Consider the following 24,682-nt stretch of genomic DNA (forward strand, 5'->3'; position numbering starts at 1 on the left):
TGTTTTAAACTGCAATAGTGCAGTTTACACGGCACTTCTATTGCCCTTGTTTAAGACATAACGATTATACAGCGAAGGAAGCATGGCAAGAATTGTTGCTTTGCCTTCTATTTCACTTTCACTTAATGCGTTTTCTAGTGCCTGAATATTTCTCGCTTTTTCAAAACGTTTCGAAATAGCACTATGGCTTAAGTGCCAAGGTTCCCTTGCGACGCCACCGGTACTTTCACTGAATGGACGGAAAAAACCAAATCTGGCCATGTGCTGCTCTAGCCAACACGCAAGCAAATAGCATGGTCCGCCGCGTTCATACTCACTTTCAACAAGATCAAAACGTCCATTGAGTTTTTCGACAGACGTTTTGTCGTAAACATCGAAATCTGTTCCCCAATGGTGACGGCTGCCACCGGGTAACGCTGACCACATTAAAATGGCGTGAAGTTTCTCTTCATCGCTTAGTGTGTCTGGCCGTAAGGGTTGACTATTCTTATCGAGGATGGCGGTCTCGCCCCGCCATTTTCGATTAAAAATAGCAGTTTGGCGAGCAAAGTCTCGGTAACTGCTAACAAGTTGTAAGTCGAGCCCATCTTGCGCTGCTGCCTGTTGCATTGCCGTAAAGTCATCAACAACGTCAGGGTGAAGTCTATGGTTAGTGCCAACGTCAACCAAATAGTTGTTGTGTAGGCCTAACCATTGATTATCAGAAACAGGAGACATTAGTGAGCAAGTAGCCGTTCTAATATGCCAAAGTACATATCTGCGAGTTGTTCGAGATCTGCCATCTTAACGCACTCGTCAATCTTGTGAATCGTTGCATTGACCGGCCCAAGTTCGATAACTTGCGCCCCCGTTGGAGCAATAAAACGTCCATCAGACGTACCGCCCGCTGTAGACAGGACTGTAGGCTTTCCCTTAACTGCTTCAATAGCGCCTTGCGCGGCGTCTAGTAACGCGCCTGTATCGGTCAAGAAAGGTTGGCCATTAAATGTCCACTTAATGTCGTAATCAAGCTCATGTTTGTCCAAAATAGTGGTCACACGTTCAATAAGAAGTTGGTCAGTCACTTGCGTTGAAAAGCGAAAGTTAAAACAAACGTGAAGTTCACCAGGAATAACGTTGCCTGCGCCTGTACCACCGTGAATATTAGATATTTGAAAACTAGTCGGTGGGAAAAACTCATTGCCATCATCCCAGTGCGATTTTGCGAGTTCATCTAGCGCAGCGGCAGCAAGATGCACTGGGTTTTTGGCCAGGTGAGGATAAGCAACATGTCCTTGAACCCCTTTTACCACTAAATCGCCTGTAAGCGAGCCTCTACGGCCATTTTTAACGATATCTCCCACTTCATCAGTTGACGAGGGTTCACCCACTACACACCATGTTATTTTTTCATTGCGAGCTTCTAGGGTGTCAATGACACGGGTTGTGCCGTTAATAAAAGGGCCTTCTTCATCACTGGTAATCAGATAAGCAATACTGCCTTTATGGTCGGGATACTTGTTAACGAATTCTCTTGTTGCAACCAGCATTGCAGCTAAGCTGCCTTTCATGTCAGCTGCACCTCTGCCATGTAGATATCCATCTACTTCTGTGGCTACGAATGGGGGCGTCTTCCATGCGTCTTCAGGACCGCTAGGCACTACATCTGTGTGACCGGCAAAACAAAATACAGGGCCTTCTTTGCCTCTACGCGACCAAAGGTTTGTGGTGTCGTCAAATACCATGGTTTCATTTGCAAACCCCAGCGCCCCTAAAAAGTCTTTCATTGCTTCCTGGCAACCCGCATCCTCAGGCGTTACTGAACGCCGATTCATTAGATTTTCAGCAATTTCAATAACGGAATCGTTTAACAAAATATGCCCTCGTATTGTGCGGGTTTAAAGCCAATATAAAAGCTGTTGTTATGCAACAGGATAGGGCGCTTAACCATAGCTGGGTGAAGCTCAAGTAGCGCCAATGCTTTGTCCTTATCAATCGACGCTTTTTCAGTCTCGTCTAACTGTCGATAGGTTGTACCGCGTTTATTGAGCATGGCTTCCCAGCCTAGCGCTGCTTCTGCTCGTTGCAGAAAGTCTGCATCTATTCCGTCTTTGCGATAGTCGTGAAAAGTAAATTCGACATTGTTGTCAGTAAGCCATTTTTTAGCTTTTTTAATGGTGTCACAGTTGGGAATACCGTAAAGCACTGTACTCATAAAAAATTCCATACTACTTGTTGTTGTTTCGTTAAATATACTTGCGCACTTTTAGTCATTACAAATAAAGGCATTCGACAGCTGGCCGATTTAAATATAGAGCGATAAAAGCGTATCTTCGTTGGCCTCTACGTATCTGTGGTTAGCGGCCAGAACACCCAATAAGGCGTGAGCATTTAATACTGTCATTATACAAATATTTGCAACACCTTGTTGTTTTAACCACACTGAATTCACCGTAAAAAGCGGTGTTTTTATAGAAAAACGGTCGCCTTTTTTTAAGCCGCAATTGAACTGAGCACCGTGTAAGTGATGTGCGTCAAAGCCGTACTTAATTCGGCATTTTAAACCCACTGACGACTTTACCTCAATGGCATAGTCGATAGGTTCAACTTTGAGCACCGTGCCGCTAAAAGGGGCGTAAACAGTATTCGCGGTTGAGCTTATCGCCGCACCGGGTCCATAAAAACCTTTCTTAAACAGTGTGTCTTCTAAATCGGTTAGCGGTAAAAGCTGCCCAGAAAAAGGGCTTGGAATATCGACACGCTTTGCAAATACTTCAGGAGGATAACTGAGTAATTTCCCTTGCACGGTTAACCTTCCTCATGAACGGTATAACCTGCCTTTTTCAATGCGGTAACAGCGTCATTTAGTTTATTGTCTTTTACTAAAAAGAAATCAGTATCAAAGGTTGAAACAACGAAGATTGATACTTTTGCCGCTGCGAGAACTTGTCCAATTTGAGCCATTATGCCGATTAGTGAAAGGTGAAGTGGTCCTAGTAACTCGAGCGCTCGCCAGCCTTCATCACAATCTAACGATGAGACTTCTACCGTGTTAGGTACAACAATCGACAGCTCTTCTTCTGTTTTTCCAAGAAAAAAGAGGGGGCTCTGTAGAACAGCGGCCGGTATGTCGCTATCTGGATCCAAACTGTGAATTGTAAATAAAGACTCACGAACTAAGAGTGTTTGTTTTGGCATGAGAAACCGAAAAAATGAAAACTTCGAAGATACTCACATTAAACCACTAACTGTGGTTAAGTGCTACGTGTTATCCACTTAATCTGTGGATAAGTTTGTTGAGTAGTTTGGGGTCTTGTTGTAAGTCCATGATAATAAAGAAATAAATAAACTGTACAAACAATGTGCAGTGGATAACATTCTCGATTTTGCAAGCATTTTCCACAGGCGATGTCTACAGTGAAAATAAAAAATGTTTAGATTTTTTGCAATTTCTTGGCTTGACTTTAATGTAGGGTTTTAGCGGTTAGTCACAAAAGTGTGTCGCCAAAGCGCTACATAAAAAAGCGTTAAAAGTATCCTTGTGTCATCAATTGATCTACATTTGTTAACGCGAATGCCTATTTTTTGCCTAAAGATTAAATAAGGAACCTAGCCATGTCAGAAGCTTCTTGGTGTGACATAACAACTGAAGATGCCGAATCGCTCGTTGCGTTTTATGAATTGGTCATGGGATGGAAAAAGGAGCCTGTTGATATGGGCGGCTATAACGATTACGTAATGATGAGAAACGATGGCACACCCGTAGGTGGTATATGTCACAAAAAAGGGGTAAATGCATCGTTGCCAGGTGGCTGGATAAACTATTTCACTGTTGAGAGTTTAAGCGAGGCGTTAGCAAACGCGATCAAAATGGGCGGGGAGAAAGTGGGTGATATTAGACATCACGGAAGTGACAGTTTTTGTATCATTATCGATCCGTCAGGCGCCCCCTTTGCTTTATATGAAAAAGGTGAAAAAGGCAGCGATTAAGCTGCCTTTCACCAGATACGAAGCGTTGTTATTTGTTGATTACGCCGCGATTCACTTGGTCGCGTTCAATCGACTCAAACAGCGCCTTAAAGTTACCTTCACCGAACCCTTCATCTTGTTTTCGTTGAATAAACTCAAAAAACACTGGGCCAAATACCGTTTCTGAGAAGATTTGCAGTAATAGGCGTGGCTCACCATTTTCTGTAGTACCATCAAGCAGAATGCCGCGCTTTTGTAATTCGTCTACGTTTTCGCCATGGCCTGGTAAACGCTCTTCTAGCATTTCATAGTAAGTATTTGGAGGTGGGGTCATGAACTTCATGCCGCGCGCCTTTAATTGATCAAGACAGGCAACTAAATCGTCACACGCAAATGCAATGTGTTGAATACCTTCACCGTTATACTTCATCAAGAATTCTTCGATTTGGCCGCCGCCGCCCACCGCTTCTTCATTTAACGGAATTCGAATTTTACCATCAGGCGCTGTCATTGCTTTAGACAGTAGACCTGTGTATTCACCTTTAATGTCGAAGTAACGAATTTCGCGGAAATTAAATAGCTTCTCGTAGAAATTTGCCCAAAAATCCATTCGACCGCGATATACGTTGTGAGTTAGGTGGTCGAGTGTATGGAAGCCACAGCCTTTCGGATTGCGGTCGACACCTTCAATCCAATTAAAGTCGATGTCGTAAATAGTGTTGTCGCCTTGATAGCGGTCGATCAAGTAAAGCATTGCTCCACCGATACCTTTAATGGCAGGCAGTTTTAGCTCCATTGGACCTGTGTGCGTGTCCATTGGTTGTGCACCACGTGCAAGCACTTCTTTGTAGGCCTTCTGCGAGTCTTTTACACGAAAAGCCATTCCGCAAGCCGATGGACCATGCTCTTCGGCATAGTACGAGGCATGACAATTTTTCTCGTAGTTACTTAATAAGTTAATGTCACCTTGGCGCCAGAGTTCTACATCTTTCGATTTGTGACGTGCTACTCGGGTAAAACCCATAGCTTCAAATATCGGCTCTAACATGCCTTTTTCAGGCGCTGTGAACTCTAAGAATTCAAAGCCGTCTAAGCCAATTGGATTTTCAAATAAATCTGCCATGGAGATACTTCCTCAACGTAATACTGATTTTGTAATTGTGAGTGGATTGTAAGCGCGAGGTAAAAATGCAGGCAATAGCATACCGCTATACAAGTACAGTGGCTTGGAAAGCCCAGGTGTAACGATTTGTTTTCGCTTCACCTATGTGAGTTTATTTAAAGTACGCCTATTTCTAATAAGTTATTGTTTTTGAATGTTTATATTGTTTTTGTCTACTGTTTCTATGTGTTCATAAAAACGTACAGCGCAATTAGGCAGTGCACAAGCATATACACACCGGATGACCGAGCATTGCGTACATGCTTGTTGCACACTTATGTAGATGGCTACACGACGTGTGCACTTCCTTGTCTAAATGCTAAACACTTTGCTGTAAAAACGTACGGCAAAGGTCAACACGCTCTAATTACTTTTTACCGTCGTAGTACTTTTTCAATCCGTCCCAGCATGATAAATAGTTACGCTGGCGTATCTCTGAGTTTAAGGCAAACTCAGTAGGAGCGATGGCGTAACGTGACTCAAACATAAAGGCCAGTGTATTTTCGTAGCGCTGCGGCTTGAGTTCAGCGTTAGACGCCTTTTCAAACACTTCTGCTTCCGGTCCGTGAGGCGTCATGCAATTGTGTAAACTCATTCCACCAGGTACAAATCCATGCTCTTTTGCGTCATATGTACCTTCAATAAGCCCCATAAACTCGCTCATAATATTGCGATGGTAATAGGGAGGACGAAAGGTATTGTCAGCGACCATCCAACGTGGTGGGAATATGACAAAATCGACGTTTGCGGTGCCTTCTAGATCAGATGGTGATGTTAAAACGGTAAATATGGAAGGGTCGGGATGGTCAAAACTGACTGTGTTCATCACATTGAACAACGATAAATCGTACTTGTACGGTGCAGAATTACCAACCCACGCGACAACATCAAAAGGAGAGTGCCCAAGTGTTGCTTCAAACAGGTTGCCGCAAAACTTATTAACCATGACATGTGGTGTTTCATTATCCTCAAACCACGCTGTTGGGTATTGAAAATCACGCTGGTTTGCATAGCCGTTTGCGCCAACTGGGCCGCGCTCTGGCAGCACAAAAGGGTGGCCATAGTTTTCACAAATATATCCGCGAATAGCGCTACTTGTAGGCGTAATAGCAAAGCGTACACCTCTAGGAATAACAAGAATTTCCCCAGGCGATACTGACAACTTACCAAACTCTGTGGTCACGAGCATATCCCCGTGTTGGGGAACAAATAGCATTTCACCGTCTGATGAGTAAAACACTTTGTTGTCCATTGGCGCATTAGCAGCGTAACAATGTATTCCCATGCCAGTTTGCGCTTGCGCATCGCCATTGGTTGCGACCGTTACAAGGCCTTCTACGAAATCAGTTTTTTTATCTGGAAGTGGTACAGGATCCCAACGCAAAACGTTAGGTGGGCAGGGAATACCGGTTTGCGGTGCAGTGCGAATAAGGCCGTTACTCACTGGAGTAAAGTCACCCATGGCAATGGAAGGATGCAAGCGGTATGTCCAGCTTCGGCGGTTGTGCGCGCGTGGTGCTGTAAATGCAGTACTGCTGAATTGTTCTGCATAGAGTTTATAGTTAACCTTTTGTGGACTAAATTGCCCTTTGGGTAAAGCGCCTGGCAACGCTTCTGTTTCGTGCTCGTTATTAAACCCAGACAAATATGTGACGTTTTCCATAAACCCATTCCAATAATAAAAAGGTAAAAACAGTGAATATCGAACTAGTTGCAAATGAAACTAGTTTGAGTAGGCTAGTGCTAATCAACGTGTAAATCAATTGTGAACAGCATGAGTGCTTCATAGGCGAGTGCAAGAATTGTTTTATTAAGTTTACACTCATAATTTACAGGTTAGTGCATTTGCGACAGCAGGGGTGTGGTCACGCTCTAGCTAATCAAGTTAACTGGTTTTAGTAGGAGAATGTGGTGACACTCGATGAAATGCTGGCTTACAGGGTGGCGATGCTCTCTGGAAATCTAAGTGAATCCTTATATTCAGTGTATGCCCCTTATGACCTTACTATGCCGCAATGGCGCATTATGGCAACGCTTGGAACTTTGCAAAACAAAGAAAGCAATAAAGAAAGCAAGAAAGACTGCATCGTTAGTATGACAGCTAAGCAACTTGTAAAAGCCACTCGCCTTGACAAAGTGACAGTAACCCGTGCCCTGCAGCAAATGGAGCGTCACCGTTTGATTGATAAGCGTCAAGATACATCTGATGGTCGTGCGGTTAACGTGAGTTTGTCGATAACAGGGCAGAACGTGTATTTAAAGATATTGCCCAATGTAATTAGGTGGCAAGAAGAAAAGCTAGCTAGCATCACTGATTCTGAGTATCAAATATTCCTAAAAGTGATAGATAAGCTGACGTCATAAAATATGGGCCTGTGCCTTTAATTACGTGGTCTGACAAGCTTGGTGATAGATTGCGTAAGGGTTACTTTTGCGTGTTTAACTGTTAAATTGCCTCGAAATCGTTAATCAAGGATATTGAGTGGCTCCTCTTGAAGTGTATGCAGGGCAAACTGCACGTGAAACTATTATCAAAAATGGTTTTGTCCCCGAACTGTTTAGTTATTTTCTAGGGGCATCGGGGGGCCCAAAATGGTTCTCTTTAGCAGGCCTTGACCGCGTTTTATTTCCAGAATGGTTTGCCAATGTATCGCACCAAATCCACGTTATCGGGTCGTCCGCAGGGGCATTTAGAACTATTTGCGCCGTGCAAGATGACCCGCTTGCAGCAATTAATCGATTGGCAGAATCTTATTCTACGACAACCTATAGCAGCGATAAGCCTACACCCAAAGAAATAACCGAAAAAGCGCTCGACTTACTAAAAGTAATGGTAGACGAAGAGGGGAAGCAACAAGTACTGTCGAATGAGCGTTTTAAAGCACACCTTATCGTAGCAAAATGCTTAGGCGCAACCCGCTTTGAAAGCAAGTTTAGGCAACTTTCTGGTTTGGCTATGAGTGCAGCAGCAAATACCGTTAGCCGCAAGAACTTGTCCCGTCTGTATACGCGCTATGTTTTTTCTACGCCAGGTAGTGACTTTACTATTCACGATCCCTACCACTTACCTACGCAATATCACGAGCTGACTCAAGGTAATATTCACGATGCATTATTAGCATCAGGCTCTATTCCTGTGGTTATTGAAGGCGTAACGAACATAGAAGGGGCACCGCAAGGTATGTATCGCGATGGCGGTATTATTGATTACCATTTTGATCTGTCGTTTGGGCCTGACAAAGGGCTAGTGTTATATCCACATTTTTACAACAAGCCCATTCCCGGATGGTTCGACAAAGGGCTGAAAGGTCGTGTGCCTCATCGTTCTAGTTATGACAATGTAGTGATGCTTGTGCCCTCAAGTACGTTTGTAGCGAATTTGCCCTATAGTAAAATTCCCGACAGAAAGGATTTTGAAGTACTCGATGCCAATACACGCATTAAGTACTGGCAGACTGTCTTGAAAGAAACTGACAGGCTAGGGGAGTATTTTATGAATTCAGTGGCTGACGGTTCGTTAGTCAATAATATTAAGCCATTGCCTTTTAAACAGGTGTAAAGGTGGGCAGGCCTTTTGTTAACTCGACTAAATTTTAAGTCTATATTTCAAACATTGCTGACTTATTAGTCACTTAACCTGTCGAAGGTTAACTTTTTCTTGCAGGCAAGCCGAAGCCTAAGTATTATACGCGCCGTTGTTAGGACATTCTTCTGCACTTGGCAACGTCGATTATGCGTCTATAGCTCAGTTGGTTAGAGCGCTACCTTGACATGGTAGAGGTCCCCTGTTCGAATCAGGGTAGACGCACCATCTATTCCTTTTCAAAATCTTCATAAACCTTCGCCTTAGCACTAGTCCAGTTTCATAACGAATTGACCAAGAAAATAGCTTCGTAAACAGCAATTCGCTCTTCATTGTGTTGAACAGCAAAGACGCTCATGACAAGGAGTCGTTTAGTTTTGAAGTAACTACATCTTAACCTTGCATACGGTTGACAATTCTATGCGTCACTTTTTGCCGTATAGTTGTTTCATGCTTACCAAACGTAAACTTTCGAAAGTAAGCACATGCAAAACATTCAAACTGAACAAATTAAAATTCACGTTATTGGTGTAGGCGGTTGTGGCGGTAATGCAGTGAACAACATGGCCAGTCTTTGTGCGCATGACAATATTAGGTTTACCGCTGTTAACACCGATATCGCTGCGTTGCATCGATGCTCAAATCATGAAGTGTTATTGATAGGGGAGGCAACAACTAAAGGGTATGGAGCTGGGGCTAACCCGGATGTCGCAAGCGATGCCGCCATTCAGAGTAAAGATGCTTTAACGACATTAATTAAAGATGCTGACCTTATCATCATTATTGCAGGCCTAGGTGGCGGCACAGGAAGCGGCGCAACGCCAATCCTGATAGATTTAGCCAAAGAGAGCGATATCGATGTGATGTGTTTTGTTACGCTTCCTTTCAAGGCTGAAGGAGGCAAGCGAAGCGACATTGCTAGAAACGCGCTTGAGACAATACGAAGCAAAGCGAATGCTACGCTAGTTATGTCTAACGATTCATTGCTTTCTGCACTAGATGAAACCGTAGGGCTTCTTTCTGCATTTCGTCATTGTGACACTCAAATGCATAAAATTGTCGAAGCCATTATCGTAATGCTTACAAACACGGGTTATATCAACGTCGATATCAATGATTTCAGTCATATTCTCTCTCTTGAGGGAGAGACTGCGCTAGGCGTGGGTATTGCTGAAGATGACAGTTTATTAAGCGCAGCATTAAAGCGCGCCTTAGAAAACCCATTAGTCGACAAACAGAATATAATAGGGGCGCAAGGCGTTATTGCGCAGCTAACGTGCAAAGAAGAGCCCAGTTTAGCTATGTATGAAGAAATGCTAGCTACCCTCCAATCTTTAGTCGATGGCCCTCAAACTCTTATTATTACTGGCGTAACGTTATCGCCAGAACTACCACATTTTGGTGAAGTCTTAGTTATCGCCACGGGTGTGCCTTCAAGTGAACAAAGCTTTGAAGAAGAGAAAAATGTGATACCTATGAAGCAAGCATCCACATCATTGAGAAAGGACGCGGCATACTTGGAAATACCTGCTTTTGTGAGGTTGCAGGGTAGGGATTTAAATTAATCAGAAAACAACGATTTATTTTGCGCTGCTTCTTCCTGATAAGCGAAGTACAACCTTTCAGACAGTTTAACAAAATACTGCCGCAGTTTTTGAGGGGCTAGGATCTCGATGTTATCGCCCAAGCCTCTCAAAAAGGCGCGCAGTTTGTTGGTGTCTTTCACCGTCGCGGTCAATACGGATTTATCTGATTGAAGAGATGGGGTTATTACTTGATCATCACTGAGTTTATAGCCGTGAAGCAAAAATAACGCGTTATTTTTAACCAATAACTTAAGCTCAATGTCTTCTTTTTTGTTAGCCGACAACGTTTGAACACTTTCTAGCTCACCAAATTCTTGTTGGCAGTCTTCATCGGTAACGGTAACGTTTCTAACAAATTGTAACGGCAACGCGTAGCGTCTTTTGTGCAGCGAACCAAAAGTACACACAAAAAGTTGTCGACCATCTTGTTTCACCAGTCCCATAGGGTTAACTCTGTCGTAGTGCTTCCAAACCATTTCGTTTCCGCCGCTAAAAATACGCTTAATATCGGCAGAGATTTGTTTTCTAAAAAAGATTGCACTTTTTAACCGTTCAAACGAAGCCGCATCTATCTCTGGAGGGATGAGTGGTTGGGAAACTTGCGAATCTGCCACCGATCTAAGCCAGTTTGTAAGTAACGAGTCACTATCTTGCTCTAAGACCTGGCTCGCTTTTGCAAAGTAAGGCTGCATTTCTTTAAGCGTAGAATTTGGTAGTGTGGCACCTGATTGTTCAAGTACCTTAAACGCAAGCGCAGTATTGCCGTCCATTAAGCTTAAATTGAGTTTCTTAAAATTCGCGTTTATAAACCAGCCGTAGGGTTTCGAACGCTTATCAACTTCTAAACCAAATAGCCCAATGTTTTCTAGGCTGACTAAGTCCCGCTGCACCGTGCGCATATCAATATTGTGATGACCGCAGTTTTGTAGATTTTCAAAAATTTGGCGGCTTGAAACTTTTCTGGGCGCAGAAGGCACAAATTGAAGGATGTCGAGCTTTCGTTGAAATGCACTCATTGTGGCAAACTTGCTTTAGCGATTGTGAACTCACCATAGCATAGAGACCGCATACGACAAAAATTGTCGCATGCTAAATTGTTACAGTGAATAACGCCGCAATCGTCGTGTTTTATCGCACTTACACCTGTGTTTGTGGTGCATTAATGTTTGATAATTCGCATAGAACGTCGATAAACGCTTTAACAGACGCGTGCGGAGCAGTCTCTTGCATGGTGTGATATCCAGAACTTGGTACTTGCAACGTGGTGCCATCTACCAGCCCCTGCGATGCAGCGACGATTCGACCTAATTCGGTTGAGCCTAGTGAATGTTCACTTTCACCGTTGGCAATGCGTTCTTTATTTAATTCTCGAACGTAGTCGTCCTTGTATAAATAGCGATAACCCAGCGTTTCACAGGTTGTAGCAAGCTTGGCAGTTAGCGCTTCATTGAATTTCGCGTTTGCGTCTTCGTGGCGTAGCACCAAATGATGTGCAGAAGCTGCTGCAAAATCTGGCATAGGGCTGGTGTCTAGCACAAATAACTGATTGGTTGAGCCACCAAATCGTCGAAACCACTCAAGCAGGTAGCGCCAGCTTTTTCCGGCCTCTTCCTGAGCTGTAAAAAACGCGGTGCCCGTAAAGCCGAGTTCAAATAAATAGATCATTACTGCCGCCGATAGGACATTATCGAGCTGGCCCACAAGCGCGTCTTCGGTCACTTTGAGCTTGTCTACCATGGCTATGGGGGTGCCTGCTACCACATGTTCAAGGCCTTCAAGTTCAAAAATAAGATTGTTGCGAAATTCGCAGATCTCAGAGCCCTTGATATGCCCTCGGCCGCGGTATGCGCCTGTCCAAGGCTCATAGGCAAACACGGGAGCATTGACAAATCGCCCTTCAATTTTTTTCATTAGCTGTTCACTAACAGAATTTCCGAGTAAGTCCGAGCGCGCTCCGGCAACAAATGCCGCATATTGAAATTCGTTAGGACCTGTACAAATAAGTCCGTGGCGGTCGATATGGGCTGAAAGCATGATACTGTGAGGGTCGCTTCCTTGAGCAACCAGCAGGCCTTCATACCATGTTACCTTTGCTCCGCGTTCTTCCAACTCTCGTTGCAATACTCGAAAGAAGGTGTGCTCTGCACCAACTACACTGGGTTCGCGCATCAGCAAAGAGAGTAATTCGACAAACGATGATGGCAATAGACTATTCATTAGGGTACCAATAAAAGAATAAAAAAACGTAATAGCTTGTTATCTATAAAAGGTCAAAGACTATTTACGTTTGTAATTTACTGACTACTCACTTCTTCAACTATCACGCCAGCGTGCTCGGCAAGCCGCTTGATTAAGTTGTCGTTTAGCAGTGATGCAGGCGTCCAAAATCCGCCCTGTGTGTCTACACTATCATTTGCAAGGCAAAGTCCTGCTTGTGTAATCATTTTGGCCGTAGAGCCATACCCCGGATCTCTATCGCCCAAGACTTTGACTTCAATCTTTTCACCGTTGGCAAGGGTGCCATAAAAGCGCATATCATACATTCCATTAAGCTGCTCTTCTTTACTTGGTCCTTCTCCCGGTTTGGGTAGCACAAATTTTTCGAGAAGTATTCTTAATGGCGATATATTCGCCGCCACCATAAATGCACCTAGGCCAAGTGTCGTCTTTTTGGCAATACTCTTGTTTTTGGCAGACATGGCCTCGTCGTATCTGAAGTTTTCACCGTACATATTCCCTAATAGAGCATTGCTGCGGTGAACAACACGTTCGTTGATAGATGCCATCACAAATGGCATGGTCCACATCTTTAACTCATCGTCATACTCTGCACTTTTGTGATTTTTCTGCCGCACTGAATACGGATGCCTCTCGGGACACAGTACATAAGGGTTCACTAAAGCTTTACGTAAGCCTGGATCTTTTTTTGCTTCCTTTAAAACGTTGAGCAAGCTGGCAACTGTTCCGCCTGACGCTCCACCACGTATTCGGTGCACACGCATTTTAATTTGTGTGGCTGGTTTGCCTGTTTTCTCGATGGCCAACCTTTGTAGGTGATACACGCCTAAATCAGAGGGAATAGAATCAAAGCCTGTACAGTTAACCAGCCGGGCGCCACTTTTTTGCGCCGCACTGTGGTACTTGTCCACCATGCGTTTTATCCACTGAGGTTCGCCAGTTAAGTCGCAATAAGCAGTGCCTGTGTTTACGCACGCTTTTACAACGCTCTCGCCATAGAGCGCATAAGGACCCACTGTCGTGAGCACTACCTTGGTTTGTTCGCACATCGCGTGTAAACCATCTTCATCGTCAGCGTTAACGACAACATGGGGCACGTCTATACCAACTCTTTGCTTCACTTCAATAAGTTTTTGTTCACTGCGACCTGCCATCGCCCACGTTACTTGTTCATCCTTATAAGTGGCAAGGTACTCACAAATAATTTGCCCAACAAAAGAGGTTGCGCCATACAACACAAGATCATAAACGTTTTTTTCGTTTGCCATAACGGCTCCAAATTGTTCTTTTTTAACAGGTTGCATGTTTAAATGAAATTGCGCAACGCATAGGGTATTTTATTTTTAAATAAGAACGTATAAGCCGTTTGAAGGGAAGAGTTCAGTTTTCTGAACAGTGCCGTTGTGGGCTTTCCTTACTCATGTAGTGCGATTAAGAGTATTAAAAACAGCAATGCGATTTCTTCCATCTGATTTTGCTTTGTACAGCGCTTCATCTGCGTCGGTAAACAGCGTCTCAAAACTGTCGGGCTTAAGTTTAGTGCAGATACCAATAGATGCTGTAACGCTAATGCTATTGCCGTCTACCTCGGTCACACTTTGTGCCAGTGAACTGCGAATGCGCTCAGCAACTTCATAGGCGACGTTAAGATCCGCCTCAGACATAAACACCGCAAATTCTTCCCCGCCCAATCTACCCACAATATCGTATTGACGGGTAGATTGACGCAAAATGGCAGCAGTGTGCTTTAGCACATGATCGCCTGCTAAGTGGCCATAAGTATCGTTAATGCGTTTAAAGTGGTCTAAGTCTATGACTAACATTGTGGCCGACGCTTGGTTTCGCTGAACGCGTGCTAGCTCAGTTTCAACGGCATCTACGAAAGAGCGGCGGTTGGCTAATTGGGTGAGTTCATCGGTAAGCGCAAGTTTCTTAAGCTGAACTAAGGAGCGTTGCAGTGTACTTTCAGTCACTTTCTGTTTTGAAATGTCTTTCGCTTGTAACAGCAACTCGCCTGAGTCGAGAAGATGTTCTGAAAAAAGCATCCAGCGTCCATTGACTAAGTCGACCTCAAACATCCGGTGTGGGCGTTTTCGTCTCACACTTCTTACATATTCAAGCCAGCTCTCTATGTGGTCGGTTTCAATGTTTATACCGCGTTTTTGGTCATATGCATGGCGGACAAGTTGCTCAAAGCTCCAGTATTCAACTTTGCAGTTTGTTGCACAGAATATGTCTAAGAATACATAGTTGGCATATAGGAGTTTATCGTCAGGACAAAAAATGGCGTAGCCGTCCTTACTCGATTCTATGAACGTTTGTATGAGTTGATTAAAATTACAACCAGGCGCAATCACAACCACTTGCCTTACGGATTACTGTTTACTTAAAAGTAGTTTATTTTTTAAAAAATGTCCCTGATTACAAGGGAATTTGTTTGCAAACTAACACTGCTTTTTCGTACCGCTGACAGTTTGTGCAGTCGATTACTTGAGCAGTTTAGAAAACTGAATCTATACTTGATATAGAGTGGTTGCCAGAAACGCTTGTGATGTGATTACAAGTGCGAAGGAGTGCTATGAATTTTGAACCAGGAAGTGATAATCAATTCATTACTTTGTACGATGAAGGGGAGCAGCGGTTCCTTGATCTCATCGATGCGCTGCCCAAAATATCAGTACAGGGCTATGACAAGGAAAGGCGGGTAATTTATTGGAATCATTCAAGTGAGGAAATTTACGGTTATTCAAAACAAGACGCTATAGGTAGAAAACTAGAAGACCTCATTATTCCTGCTGAAATGAAGGAAGCCGTCATAGCGTTACATCAACAATGGCTGCAAGAAGGTGTAGCTATCCCCTCAGAACGACTTCAATTAAAACGAAAAGATGGTTCGTTAGTTCATGTCTTTTCTTCTCATGTGATGCTGAAGGAAGGAACCGACAACCCAGAAATGTTCTGCATTGATGTGGACTTGTCTAAAGAAAATACCGCACTACAAGAACTAGAAAGAATGGCGTCTACCGATTTACTCACTGGGCTGCCAAACAGACGTTTCCTTTACAGTGAATTGCAGTCAAGAATTGCCGAGGCCAAAAGTAATAACAGCCAATTTGCAGTTCTTTTCATAGACCTTGATATGTTTAAAGAAGTTAATGATACCTTGGGCCATACATGGGGGGATGAGTTATTGCGAAGCGTTGCTAAGCGCCTTGAAAAATGTTTAAGCAACGATGGAAAGTTAACGCGGTTTGGCGGCGATGAATTTGTGATAGTGCTTAATAGCGATCTTTCACAAGATGAGGTATCGCGCATTGCTTCAAAACTTACTGACTGTTTTGGCTGTACATTCGAACTGGGTACGGAAAATGCGCACATGACGGTGAGTACGGGCGTGAGTAACTTTCCCCAAGACGGGAGCAAGCCTGACGATCTATTAAAAAAAGCTGATGTCGCCATGTACCAAGCAAAGGCTGAAGGGCGCAATCAATTTCAATTCTTTAGTGCTGAGCTTTTTGAAAAAGTTAATCGGCAACGGACAATTACGGCACAGCTTCACGAGTCGTTAAAGAAAGACGAATTCATGTTGGTATATCAACCGCAGTTTGATTTGCGTGATCAGCACGTTGCAGCATGTGAAGCACTACTGCGTTGGTGTCCTGCCGACGCGAGTCGAAGTGCTCCTCCGAATATTTTCATAGGCATCGCCGAACGTACTGATCTTATCGTTAAAATTGGACAGTGGGTTTTAGAGCAAGCGTGCAAGCAGGTCAAGGCTTGGAAAGAAAAGGGGATTATGCTTCGGGTAGACATCAATATTTCGGGAAAGGAGTTAATTCAACCGAATTTCTTTTCAAATTTTGAATCTACGATACGCAGGTTCGGGCTTTTACCCAGCGATTTGGGAATAGAGTTGACCGAAAATTTACTCATTCAATCAGATGATAGTGTGCTTGAGGGGTTAAGAGCGCTTAGAGCCAAGGGAGTAGAAATTGCCATTGATGATTTTGGTGTGGGTTATTCTTCACTCAGTTATCTTAGGCAATTCCCGATTAGCCATCTAAAAATTGATCGCTCTTTTTTGAAGCATGCCCCTGAGGACCCTTATGACGGTGCTTTGTTAGAAGCAATTATAAATATGGGCCACAAACTTGAACTCAATATTGTTGCAGAAGGCATTGAGACTCAGGAGCAATCTAATTATTGTAAGCACTTAAACGTTGAATATGCACAAGGGTTTCTGTTTTCAAAACCCTTGGCTCCAAATGAAATCGAAAAACTTCTTACAAAGAAGTAGGGGAAGAGACCTACTTTTATTCTTCCCACCATACTTTGTTAGGTGCTTCTGCTGCATTTGCGATTGGAATAATCTCACCAAAAATTGGCGTACTCACAGGCACTCGTTGCTTTTCAGCAAGGGCAGTTATTTTAACCAGAGGTTCATTCCAATTGTGCAAGGCCAAGTCAAACGTACTGTTATGTACTGGCATCATTACGTTGGCTTGCACATCGATATGGGCTTTAAGGCTCTGGTGCGGAAGCATGTGAATATCTGACCACAGTTCGTTGTATGCTCCGGTTTCAATGAGTGATAAATCAAATGGCCCATACTTATCACCAATGTCTTTAAAGCCATCAAAATAACCAGAATCTCCGCTATAAAACACATTTGTGGTGGTACTACGAATTACCCAACTAGCCCAAAGTGTTTCATCCCTATCAAACAATCCGCGTCCAGAGAAGTGCTGAGACGGCGTTGCAACTATCTCGATGCCACTCAATATTGTTTTTTGCCACCAGTCCAACTCGGTTATTTTACTGTTCTTTACGCCCCAGTCACGCAAGTGATTTCCAACTTTAAGTGGCATAACAAACTGTCTCGTTTTGTGTTTAAGGATTTCTATGCTGCCCTTATCTAAATGGTCGTAGTGATCATGACTAATAATAACCGCTGCCAACTCGGGCAGGGCCTCTATATTAATGGGCGATGCATGAAATCGCTTTGGTCCCATCCACTGCACAGGTGAGGCGCGTTCACTGAAAACAGGATCGATAAGAATGTACTCGCCGTTTACCTTAAGCAGTGTGGTTGAGTGTCCAAGTTTCACAATGCTGTCTTCTTCAACCGCATCAAGCTTGTCGATATCAAGCGGAACAACCGGAATTTCAAATGTAGGCGTTGCTGCCTTTCTGTCGTCGCGCCAATAGGCTTTCAACATCTTCCACATATCACCTAATGACGTTTGGTATGTAATGTGTGTATTGCTGAATTTTTCAGGTAGTGGGGCATTCTCTGCAATAGCGTTTGAGCAACCGCAAAACGACGTCATAAATAAAACTCCAATAACAAAGCAAGTGCGACGATAAGCAAGCATTATCTCACCTTAATAAAAGTATACTGCACGGTGTAGTTTATTTATAATACTTGTTTTTGCTCAAAAGTAAACTGCTTAGTGTAATTTAGGTTGTTTTTGAATCGGCATAGCCATTTATCAACGTTTTCAAGGCAGCCGTGGAGATAAGCTAATCTCTATTGGGAATAAGGGTGGTGTATGCGTTACAGCGCTCGTTGGTTACGTATTTGCCTGTCAACACATAGCCGATGGTGTTGAACTTATTATCGAGTAACCTTGCACTAACGCCGTCACTATCTTGTTCTTCTACTGCCCATCGATTGTGGCCAGCAGTCGTATGAATGGGGAGTACCATGTTGATAGGGTGGCAGCTGGTTTTCACAACGATTGGCATTATGGGGTAAGACAAATGCGCGGGTTTTTTCTCATGTATTATCTCGTTGGCCAAATTTAAGGCTAGTAACTTAACTTGGTTTAACAGTGGCGCGACATAGGGCAGAACTGCACCAATCTGTTCGGTATTATCTTTAATGGGGCTTGCATCATCACTAGCAGCAACGCGTTGCATTGAAACTTGGGCACAGTCTCCTATGGCAAATACATCTTGAACCGATGTTGCTAGATGACTGTTAGCTAAAATACCACGCTGGCACGAAATACCAGAACGCAACGCTAATTCTATGTTGGGTTGTACGCCAATTGCCGATAGTACAAGATCGCTATTAAAGCGCCGTCCGTTAGCCAGTATCACCTTTGTGCCCAGCTCGCGATTTTCAATACGCGACACCGTCGTACCAAAATGGAAATCGGCACCTGCTTCTGTTAGAGACTGAGTTAGTGAAAGTGACGCTTCATGGGGCAGAAGCGAATAGAGCGCACTGGGGTTCGGGTCAACAATGCTAACGCCGAGTCCTGCGCGAAGCAGGTTATCTGCAAACTCACAGCCAATTAGGCCTGCACCCATAATAGTAACGTGGCGCACGTGCGCGGCTTCAGTGACAAACTGCCCGTAATCACTTAAGTTGTTTAGAGCGCGAATCTTGTGGTTTGCGTTACCTTCAATAGAGGGCGTGATAGCCGATGAACCTGTGGCTAGAACCAACTTATCGTAAGGTTGCGCTCCGCCTCCTTGAAGTAACACACACTTTGCCTGTGTATCTACACGTTCTGCCAACGTATGAGTAAAAAGCCTAACGTTATATTGGCGCGAAAACTCTATGGCTGAACTTTGGGTAAGCGCGGCAATACTTTTTTGCTGCGCATAGGCATTAGACAGCTGAGGTTTGCTGTAAATCGCGCCATCATCTGCACAAATTACAACAATAGGCGTATGTTTATCGTGTCGACGATACGACTTTACAAAGTTAACGCCCGCCATGCCCGAACCTATAACCACGATGGGAGCGCCGCTTGCGTCGTTGTTCTGAGTTCGTTTGCTGGCTAACGGTTTTATTCCTGCAGGGCTTTCACTGTGAAAGAGTGGGAGCGATCCGTTTTGAGTGTTCATTTGCTCAACTTCGCTCGTTTCAGCCACCTGTTTCATTTGAAAATCACGCTTACTAATGCCGCATTCAGGGCAGCACCAATCGTCAGGAATATCTTCCCATTTAGTACCGGGGCGCAAACCTTCTTCCGGGCAGCCTTTTTCTTCATCATAAAGCCAACCACACGCCTGACATTCCCAAATTCTATACTGCGACATAGACTCTACCTCGTCGAACCAATTAGTTTTTAAGCACCCAAAGCCGATTTTTTACATGAAAAGAGTCACTACACAGCAAGAAGGGCATTAAGCTCTTCATTGAAGGCATGCAGAGCCCATTCATTTTTGCCATATTGAATGAAGGGTAATGCACCGCTTTCTAACGATGATTGAATAGACTCGCCCAATGCCCAGTCTTCGTTAAGCGTGGTATTTGTGATGTCGTGATTTTTCTGCCAATGGCGAAGCTGATTAACATCGTTAACGTCAGTACTATTGGGAATTAACGTCGTGACAGTTATTTCGGTTTCACCTGAACTTAGCGGACGAAAGCTTATAAATTCCACATGTTCTTTTTGTATAAGCAGCGCTGTATTCGGAAGCAGCATAAATAGTGTATGGCTGTAGTCGTGCAGCGATAAATCATCTGTTGCTTGTGCCGCTTCAGACGACAGGTTTTTTGTGGGCATGACTACCCTGTAGTGCATATCAACCTTATCTATTACTGCCACATTGTTGTAGAAAAACGGCGCTATGGTTTCTTTGTGTGCAAATGCAAAGTGATAAGTCTCAAGCCCGCCCTCAGAAAAGAGTTTCCAATTACCCTTCCATACCTTGGTAAAGCGTTTGAAGTGCGTCAACTCATCTGCTTTTAGCCACTCAAGGTGTGCATTCATGCCAGCCAAGTGACTCGTTAAATGGGCTTTGATATCTTCATTTTCAGCAACGCTTGGGCATGCCCAAATGAAACCATACATTTCGATGCTGGGGACTACTATCAAGCCATTGTCTGACTTATGAGTATTAGGAAAGCAGTGCTGGTGGCCAGGAATGTTGTTTAGGGTACCATCTGTAGTATATGACCATGCGTGGTAGGGGCACACAAACTGCTTGGTGCACCCTGAATCTTCTACCAATTTCGCACCTCTATGCCGGCAAGCGTTTCTAAACACATGCACGTGATTGTTGGAGTCTCGGCTAACAATTAAGGACCCCATGGTCGTCTTAACTTCTTTATAGCTATCAAGCTCTCTCACTTCAGAGACGTGAGCCACAATGGTTGGCAACGTATTGAACACCTTATTTATTTCATCGTTAAATCGAGATTGACTGGTATATCTGTTGGTATCGGAGCGCACCTCAATATCACCTAGTGAGGTAGTTTTATTCGCTACGTTTTGTTTCGCACTCTTTAATAACAACTTTTCGATATCGGTATTCATGATGTCACTCCTAAAACGGGAAGCGTACGTTTTGGTTATTCAAACGCGGTGTACATTTCTTAAGGTAACTTACCAATCGGTAGGTTTTTTACAAAGTACCTACCAAGTGGTAAGCTGTCAACATTGTATTAACACTTTTGGCGTTGGAACGACGAAGTGAAGTTAAAAACGAAAGACAAGTTATTGAATACTGCTACTATTCTTTTTTCGAAAAATGGTTTCTATGGCACAAGCATTAACGATGTTGCCGCGGAGGTAAGTGTAAGTAAGCAGGGTTTGCTTCATCATTTTCCATCAAAAGAAAAGCTTTACGCTGCTGTGCTAGCAAAGGCGGCTAATCATCTTATTGACCTGGTAACGGAAATCAAAACTGAATCTGACGATGCGCAAACACAGCTATTTGCACTATTTGAAAAGATGATACGCGCTGATGAAGAACGACTAAGAGTGATCATTTTGCTCATGCGAGAGTTACTCGATAATCGCGAACGCGCTGAACAAGCAAATAAGTGGTTTTTGCGCCCTTTTCTTGATGAGATTGTTGCCATTGTAGATAGCGGGCAGCAAAAGGGGGGGTTTGTAGAGCACTCACCGCTTGCTTTTGTGTACCACTTGTTGGGCGCAACGCAATACTACGTCGTTTCCCGCCCCACGCTCGATAAGCTTTATACGCGCGAAGAACGGAAGCTACACGAACAGCAACACATGGCGATGTTAAGAGGGATCATCTTTGATACATAGCCATTCAGCATTAGGCGTTGATTATTAACTATTGGCTGCATCGCGAATGATACGGCGTATCCACTGAGTTAAGGGGTCGCTGGACAAGCGCTGGTGCCAGATACTAATTACATCAAATTGAGGAGGGAGGGGAGCGATCTCTATCATTTGAAGGCGAGAGTCGGGAAGGAGGGCGCTTGGAATAAATCCGCATAGGTCTGTACTGTGGATAGCTGCTATTGCCGCAGAAAAAGTAGGAAAGGTCATCATAACATTGCGAGGGTGGCCTTGTGATTCAAACCAGTGCTGTATTGCCCCACTAAAATCACCTCTTGAGGGTGACACAACCACCTGTGGAATGTTGGCAATACTTTCAATGCTCATTGACGATGAAACCTGATTATTTTTTGATGAAGCTACACAGGTATAGTGTTCATTATAAAGTGTTTCGCATGGATAGTGGCTCGGCGCAAATGCGGGGTTAGTGAGAGCAACATCTACATCACCATTTTTCAAATCTGCAGCTAGCGTGTCTAACTCTAGTTTTTTCACTGCAATCTTTAAAAAGGGCGCTTCTTTTCTAATAACACTGAGTACTTTGGGAAGCAGCGAAACTTGCTCAAAGTCGGTACAGCTTATTGTAAATGTAGCTTTTGTCGATGCAGGTAAAAACGTGTCGGGTTTAAGCAGGCCATCTACCGCTTCAATGGCCGCAATTAATTTTGGCTGAAGCGCAACAGTAAACGCAGTGGGCTCTACACCACTGCCACTTCTAATAAATAACCTATCGTTGAATGCTGAACGCAATTTTTTTAAGTGTTCACTCACTGCTTGCTGAGATATGCCTAATTGCTCGGCCACTTTCGATAAATTCTTTTCCTTAATTAGGGCAAGCAAAATCTTCAGTTGTTTGATTTCTATAAGTTTACTTGGTTTCACTTGTATCAGTTACATGGGTTACTTGATTTTATTGTATCACCTCGGACTTTATCATTCACTCATCAAAGCGATATTGAGGAATGAATCATGTTTTCTGTAAATTATGTATTACCCCAAGGTACATTGGAATACGACCAAACCTATCAAGGGCCTGGCGCTTCGGAATTGACCACATCAATTGATAAGCGAAATATCGATATCACTGATATGCGTAAAAGCAAGCGCGAGTTTTCAATTGATACAAACGGTTTTGAAGTCGTGAGATTTGAACCGGCTTTTAATCACTTTGAGAACGACGAAGCAGTGATAGCGCAGCTATACCCTTCTGTAATTACATTCTTGCAGCGCAAGTTTGATACCAAGCATGTTCAAATCTTTGATCATACTTACCGCTCTACCACGCGCGCTGAGAAAACCATCCATAACAGAGCCCCAGTAAAAACGGTACACAACGACTATACAAATACGTCAGCTGAGCATCGTATGCTTGCAGAGACAAAAGACAAGTCACAGCTCCGATCACGCAACTATAAGCTGGTCAATTTGTGGTTACCGGTACACAGCGTTGTTAAATCATCGCCTCTTGCAATGGTTGATTTGGCAACAGTGCAGCAAAGTGATTTTCATCGTTTAAAACTTATTTACCCCGACCGAGTTGGTGAATTAGCGGCGATTAGTTACAGCCCAAAACACCGCTGGTATTACCAATCTGATATGGCTCCTGGTGAAGGCTTGTTATTTAAGGTGTTCGACTCGACGCTTCCAGAAGGCATGTTTGGTGTTCCTCATTCTGCCGTCGAAGTTATAAACAATCAGCAAGGAGAGTTATTACCACCGCGCACAAGTATAGAGATTAGAGCAATTGTATTTTCAGGAGATAAGAATGAGTAATCCACTGGTATCGACTAATCCGCTTGATGGTAAGGAAATTGGGCGCGTAGAAATAGCGAGTAGAAGTGCGGTCGAGGACACGGTAGGCAAAGCGCGCATAGCACAACAGGCTTGGCGTAAGTACACCGCTCAGCAAAGGGCAAGCATAGTCAAAGAAGCCTTCAGCGCCCTTGAAAGTGTAGCTGAAAAGCTAATCTTTTTGATTTCACAGGAAATGGGAAAAGATAAACGCAGAGCAACTTATGAAGTAATGGGGGTAATGCAAAGCGCAGCTTACTTCAGCCAAGAAGTGGTTCAAGCGGTAAGCCCGATTAGAAAGCCAAGTGGAACACAAATCCATTATCGTCCGCTTGGCGTTGTTGGCATTATTTCGCCGTGGAACTATCCCTTAGCCATGGCGAATAACTTGCTTGTACCAGCATTGGTTGCTGGTAACACGGTAGTGCTGAAACCCTCTGAAAATACGCCTTTGGTTGCAGATCTGTTTGTGAGCACGCTGAATCGCGTTTTACCCGAAGGGGTACTGAATATTGTTCATGGTGACGGTGAAGTCGGTAAGGCTTTGGTGCAAAGCAACATAAATATGGTCGCTTTCACAGGTTCCGTTGAAGCGGGAAAACACATCATGAAAACAGCCGCACCCAAACTTCATCGCTTGGTTATGGAGTTAGGAGGTAATGACGCCATGATTGTGCTTAACGATGCGGACATCAATGCCGCGGCGCGTTTCGCCGTAGCCAGCTCGTTTGAAAACTCCGGGCAAATGTGTACGTCTACCGAGCGTATCTACGTAGACGAAGCTATTTATGATGAATTCTGTGAGCGGGTGGTCAATATTGCCGCTCAGTACTCAGTCGGACCTTGGGACTTAGCGGGTGTCAATATTGGGCCCTTGGTTAATGAAAAACAGCATCAACACGTGATAAGGCACTTGGTTGATGCTAAGCAACAGGGCGCTGAGTTTTTGTTGGGAAGTGATGATTATCATCCACCGTTCATTCAGCCAACCGTTGTTGCTGGGTTAACACAAAGTATGTTGATGTCGAACGAAGAAACCTTTGGCCCAGTGATCGCCATTGCCTCATTTAAGGACGTTGATGAGGCAATTACACATGCTAACAATTCTAACCTAGGTTTAGGCGCGGTTGTATTTGGTCGTCAAAACGCCAGTTACGTGTCTGAAAACATGGAAGCAGGTATGGTGGGTATTAACGCTGGTGTAGGAGCGGGAGATGCACCCTGGGTAGGAGCGAAAGAAAGTGGCTATGGGTATCACGGCTCTCTAGATGGGCATAGACAGTTTACCCAAGTGCAAGTAATAAGCGCATAGGAGACT

At 43.9% G+C, this 24,682-nt stretch carries 23 protein-coding genes and 1 tRNA gene; 9 read left to right on the forward strand and 15 right to left on the reverse strand.

Annotated elements, in window-relative coordinates:
* Nucleotides 1-24 precede the first annotated feature (24 nt).
* The 5 genes from JN178_RS07605 to JN178_RS07625 all read right to left on the reverse strand — a co-directional run bounded on the left by JN178_RS07605 (nucleotide 25) and on the right by JN178_RS07625 (nucleotide 3,177).
* On the reverse strand, nucleotides 25-717 hold the full coding sequence (locus JN178_RS07605; protein ID WP_202264959.1) for a M15 family metallopeptidase: 693 nt from the start codon (nucleotides 715-717) through the stop codon (nucleotides 25-27).
* A complete protein-coding gene (gene dapE / locus JN178_RS07610; RefSeq protein ID WP_202264968.1) occupies nucleotides 717-1,853 on the reverse strand; it encodes a succinyl-diaminopimelate desuccinylase in 1,137 nt (378 codons plus the stop codon). The genes JN178_RS07605 and dapE overlap by 1 nt, the downstream gene beginning before the upstream one ends.
* Complete coding sequence (locus tag JN178_RS07615) at nucleotides 1,847-2,194, reverse strand: ArsC family reductase (RefSeq protein WP_202264970.1); 348 nt, start codon at nucleotides 2,192-2,194, stop codon at nucleotides 1,847-1,849. The genes dapE and JN178_RS07615 overlap by 7 nt, the downstream gene beginning before the upstream one ends.
* 90 nt (nucleotides 2,195-2,284) lie before the next feature.
* A complete protein-coding gene (locus JN178_RS07620; RefSeq protein ID WP_159625278.1) occupies nucleotides 2,285-2,785 on the reverse strand; it encodes a PTS sugar transporter subunit IIA in 501 nt (166 codons plus the stop codon).
* Nucleotides 2,786-2,787: 2 nt separating this feature from the next.
* Nucleotides 2,788-3,177 (reverse strand): ACT domain-containing protein, encoded by a 390-nt coding sequence (locus tag JN178_RS07625; RefSeq protein ID WP_202264972.1) that lies wholly within the window; start codon nucleotides 3,175-3,177, stop codon nucleotides 2,788-2,790.
* Between the two features lie 417 nt (nucleotides 3,178-3,594).
* On the opposite strand from JN178_RS07625, the gene JN178_RS07630 reads away from it, so the two are divergent.
* Nucleotides 3,595-3,969: a VOC family protein gene (locus JN178_RS07630; protein WP_202264974.1), complete on the forward strand. Its 375-nt coding sequence runs from the start codon at nucleotides 3,595-3,597 to the stop codon at nucleotides 3,967-3,969.
* A 28-nt stretch (nucleotides 3,970-3,997) separates the two neighbouring features.
* Here the strand turns inward: JN178_RS07630 and hppD are convergent, their stop codons facing one another.
* On the reverse strand, nucleotides 3,998-5,071 hold the full coding sequence (hppD, locus tag JN178_RS07635) for a 4-hydroxyphenylpyruvate dioxygenase (RefSeq protein WP_202264976.1): 1,074 nt from the start codon (nucleotides 5,069-5,071) through the stop codon (nucleotides 3,998-4,000).
* Between the two features lie 406 nt (nucleotides 5,072-5,477).
* Nucleotides 5,478-6,773, reverse strand: coding sequence for a homogentisate 1,2-dioxygenase (gene hmgA, locus JN178_RS07640; protein WP_202264978.1), 1,296 nt, complete (start codon nucleotides 6,771-6,773; stop codon nucleotides 5,478-5,480).
* Nucleotides 6,774-7,021: 248 nt separating this feature from the next.
* On the opposite strand from hmgA, the gene JN178_RS07645 reads away from it, so the two are divergent.
* The 4 genes from JN178_RS07645 (at nucleotide 7,022) to JN178_RS07660 (ending at nucleotide 10,258) form a co-directional block, all read left to right on the forward strand.
* Nucleotides 7,022-7,474, forward strand: coding sequence for a MarR family winged helix-turn-helix transcriptional regulator (locus JN178_RS07645; protein WP_202264980.1), 453 nt, complete (start codon nucleotides 7,022-7,024; stop codon nucleotides 7,472-7,474).
* A gap of 118 nt (nucleotides 7,475-7,592) precedes the next feature.
* Complete coding sequence (locus JN178_RS07650) at nucleotides 7,593-8,669, forward strand: patatin-like phospholipase family protein (protein WP_202264982.1); 1,077 nt, start codon at nucleotides 7,593-7,595, stop codon at nucleotides 8,667-8,669.
* Between the two features lie 175 nt (nucleotides 8,670-8,844).
* A tRNA-Val gene (locus JN178_RS07655) sits at nucleotides 8,845-8,921 on the forward strand.
* A gap of 257 nt (nucleotides 8,922-9,178) precedes the next feature.
* Nucleotides 9,179-10,258 carry a cell division protein FtsZ gene (locus tag JN178_RS07660; RefSeq protein ID WP_202264984.1) on the forward strand — a complete coding sequence of 360 codons (1,080 nt, stop codon included), beginning with the start codon at nucleotides 9,179-9,181 and terminating at the stop codon, nucleotides 10,256-10,258.
* Here JN178_RS07660 and JN178_RS07665 read toward each other — a convergent pair.
* From JN178_RS07665 to JN178_RS07680, 4 genes are all read right to left on the reverse strand, one after another.
* Nucleotides 10,255-11,295 (reverse strand): helix-turn-helix transcriptional regulator, encoded by a 1,041-nt coding sequence (locus JN178_RS07665; RefSeq protein WP_202264986.1) that lies wholly within the window; start codon nucleotides 11,293-11,295, stop codon nucleotides 10,255-10,257. The genes JN178_RS07660 and JN178_RS07665 overlap by 4 nt on opposite strands.
* 121 nt (nucleotides 11,296-11,416) lie before the next feature.
* Nucleotides 11,417-12,496 carry a peptidase M42 gene (locus JN178_RS07670; protein WP_202264988.1) on the reverse strand — a complete coding sequence of 360 codons (1,080 nt, stop codon included), beginning with the start codon at nucleotides 12,494-12,496 and terminating at the stop codon, nucleotides 11,417-11,419.
* A gap of 77 nt (nucleotides 12,497-12,573) precedes the next feature.
* A complete protein-coding gene (locus tag JN178_RS07675; protein ID WP_202264990.1) occupies nucleotides 12,574-13,785 on the reverse strand; it encodes a saccharopine dehydrogenase family protein in 1,212 nt (403 codons plus the stop codon).
* Nucleotides 13,786-13,935: 150 nt separating this feature from the next.
* The gene (locus JN178_RS07680) at nucleotides 13,936-14,874 is read right to left on the reverse strand and encodes a GGDEF domain-containing protein (RefSeq protein WP_202265000.1); all 939 of its coding nucleotides are present in this window, start codon (nucleotides 14,872-14,874) and stop codon (nucleotides 13,936-13,938) included.
* A gap of 221 nt (nucleotides 14,875-15,095) precedes the next feature.
* Here JN178_RS07680 and JN178_RS07685 point away from each other — a divergent pair, with 221 nt between their 5' ends.
* Nucleotides 15,096-16,814: a putative bifunctional diguanylate cyclase/phosphodiesterase gene (locus JN178_RS07685; protein ID WP_202265002.1), complete on the forward strand. Its 1,719-nt coding sequence runs from the start codon at nucleotides 15,096-15,098 to the stop codon at nucleotides 16,812-16,814.
* Between the two features lie 16 nt (nucleotides 16,815-16,830).
* Here the strand turns inward: JN178_RS07685 and JN178_RS07690 are convergent, their stop codons facing one another.
* The 3 genes from JN178_RS07690 to JN178_RS07700 all read right to left on the reverse strand — a co-directional run bounded on the left by JN178_RS07690 (nucleotide 16,831) and on the right by JN178_RS07700 (nucleotide 20,796).
* Nucleotides 16,831-17,847: an MBL fold metallo-hydrolase gene (locus tag JN178_RS07690; protein WP_232369720.1), complete on the reverse strand. Its 1,017-nt coding sequence runs from the start codon at nucleotides 17,845-17,847 to the stop codon at nucleotides 16,831-16,833.
* 193 nt (nucleotides 17,848-18,040) lie between these two features.
* The gene (locus JN178_RS07695) at nucleotides 18,041-19,573 is read right to left on the reverse strand and encodes an FAD-dependent oxidoreductase (protein ID WP_202265006.1); all 1,533 of its coding nucleotides are present in this window, start codon (nucleotides 19,571-19,573) and stop codon (nucleotides 18,041-18,043) included.
* Nucleotides 19,574-19,641: 68 nt separating this feature from the next.
* The gene (locus JN178_RS07700) at nucleotides 19,642-20,796 is read right to left on the reverse strand and encodes an aromatic ring-hydroxylating oxygenase subunit alpha (RefSeq protein ID WP_202265008.1); all 1,155 of its coding nucleotides are present in this window, start codon (nucleotides 20,794-20,796) and stop codon (nucleotides 19,642-19,644) included.
* A 156-nt stretch (nucleotides 20,797-20,952) separates the two neighbouring features.
* Here JN178_RS07700 and JN178_RS07705 point away from each other — a divergent pair, with 156 nt between their 5' ends.
* A complete protein-coding gene (locus tag JN178_RS07705) occupies nucleotides 20,953-21,537 on the forward strand; it encodes a TetR/AcrR family transcriptional regulator (protein WP_202265010.1) in 585 nt (194 codons plus the stop codon).
* 24 nt (nucleotides 21,538-21,561) lie between these two features.
* Here JN178_RS07705 and JN178_RS07710 read toward each other — a convergent pair whose 3' ends face one another.
* Nucleotides 21,562-22,455: a LysR family transcriptional regulator gene (locus JN178_RS07710; protein ID WP_202265012.1), complete on the reverse strand. Its 894-nt coding sequence runs from the start codon at nucleotides 22,453-22,455 to the stop codon at nucleotides 21,562-21,564.
* Between the two features lie 87 nt (nucleotides 22,456-22,542).
* Here JN178_RS07710 and JN178_RS07715 point away from each other — a divergent pair, with 87 nt between their 5' ends.
* Both JN178_RS07715 and JN178_RS07720 read left to right on the forward strand, forming a co-directional pair.
* Nucleotides 22,543-23,346, forward strand: a complete 804-nt coding sequence (locus JN178_RS07715; RefSeq protein WP_202265014.1) for a CmcJ/NvfI family oxidoreductase — start codon at nucleotides 22,543-22,545, stop codon at nucleotides 23,344-23,346.
* On the forward strand, nucleotides 23,339-24,676 hold the full coding sequence (locus tag JN178_RS07720; protein ID WP_202265016.1) for an aldehyde dehydrogenase family protein: 1,338 nt from the start codon (nucleotides 23,339-23,341) through the stop codon (nucleotides 24,674-24,676). The genes JN178_RS07715 and JN178_RS07720 overlap by 8 nt, the downstream gene beginning before the upstream one ends.
* Nucleotides 24,677-24,682 lie beyond the last annotated feature (6 nt).

The organism is Alteromonas sp. KC3 (assembly GCF_016756315.1).
Classification (GTDB): domain Bacteria; phylum Pseudomonadota; class Gammaproteobacteria; order Enterobacterales; family Alteromonadaceae; genus Alteromonas.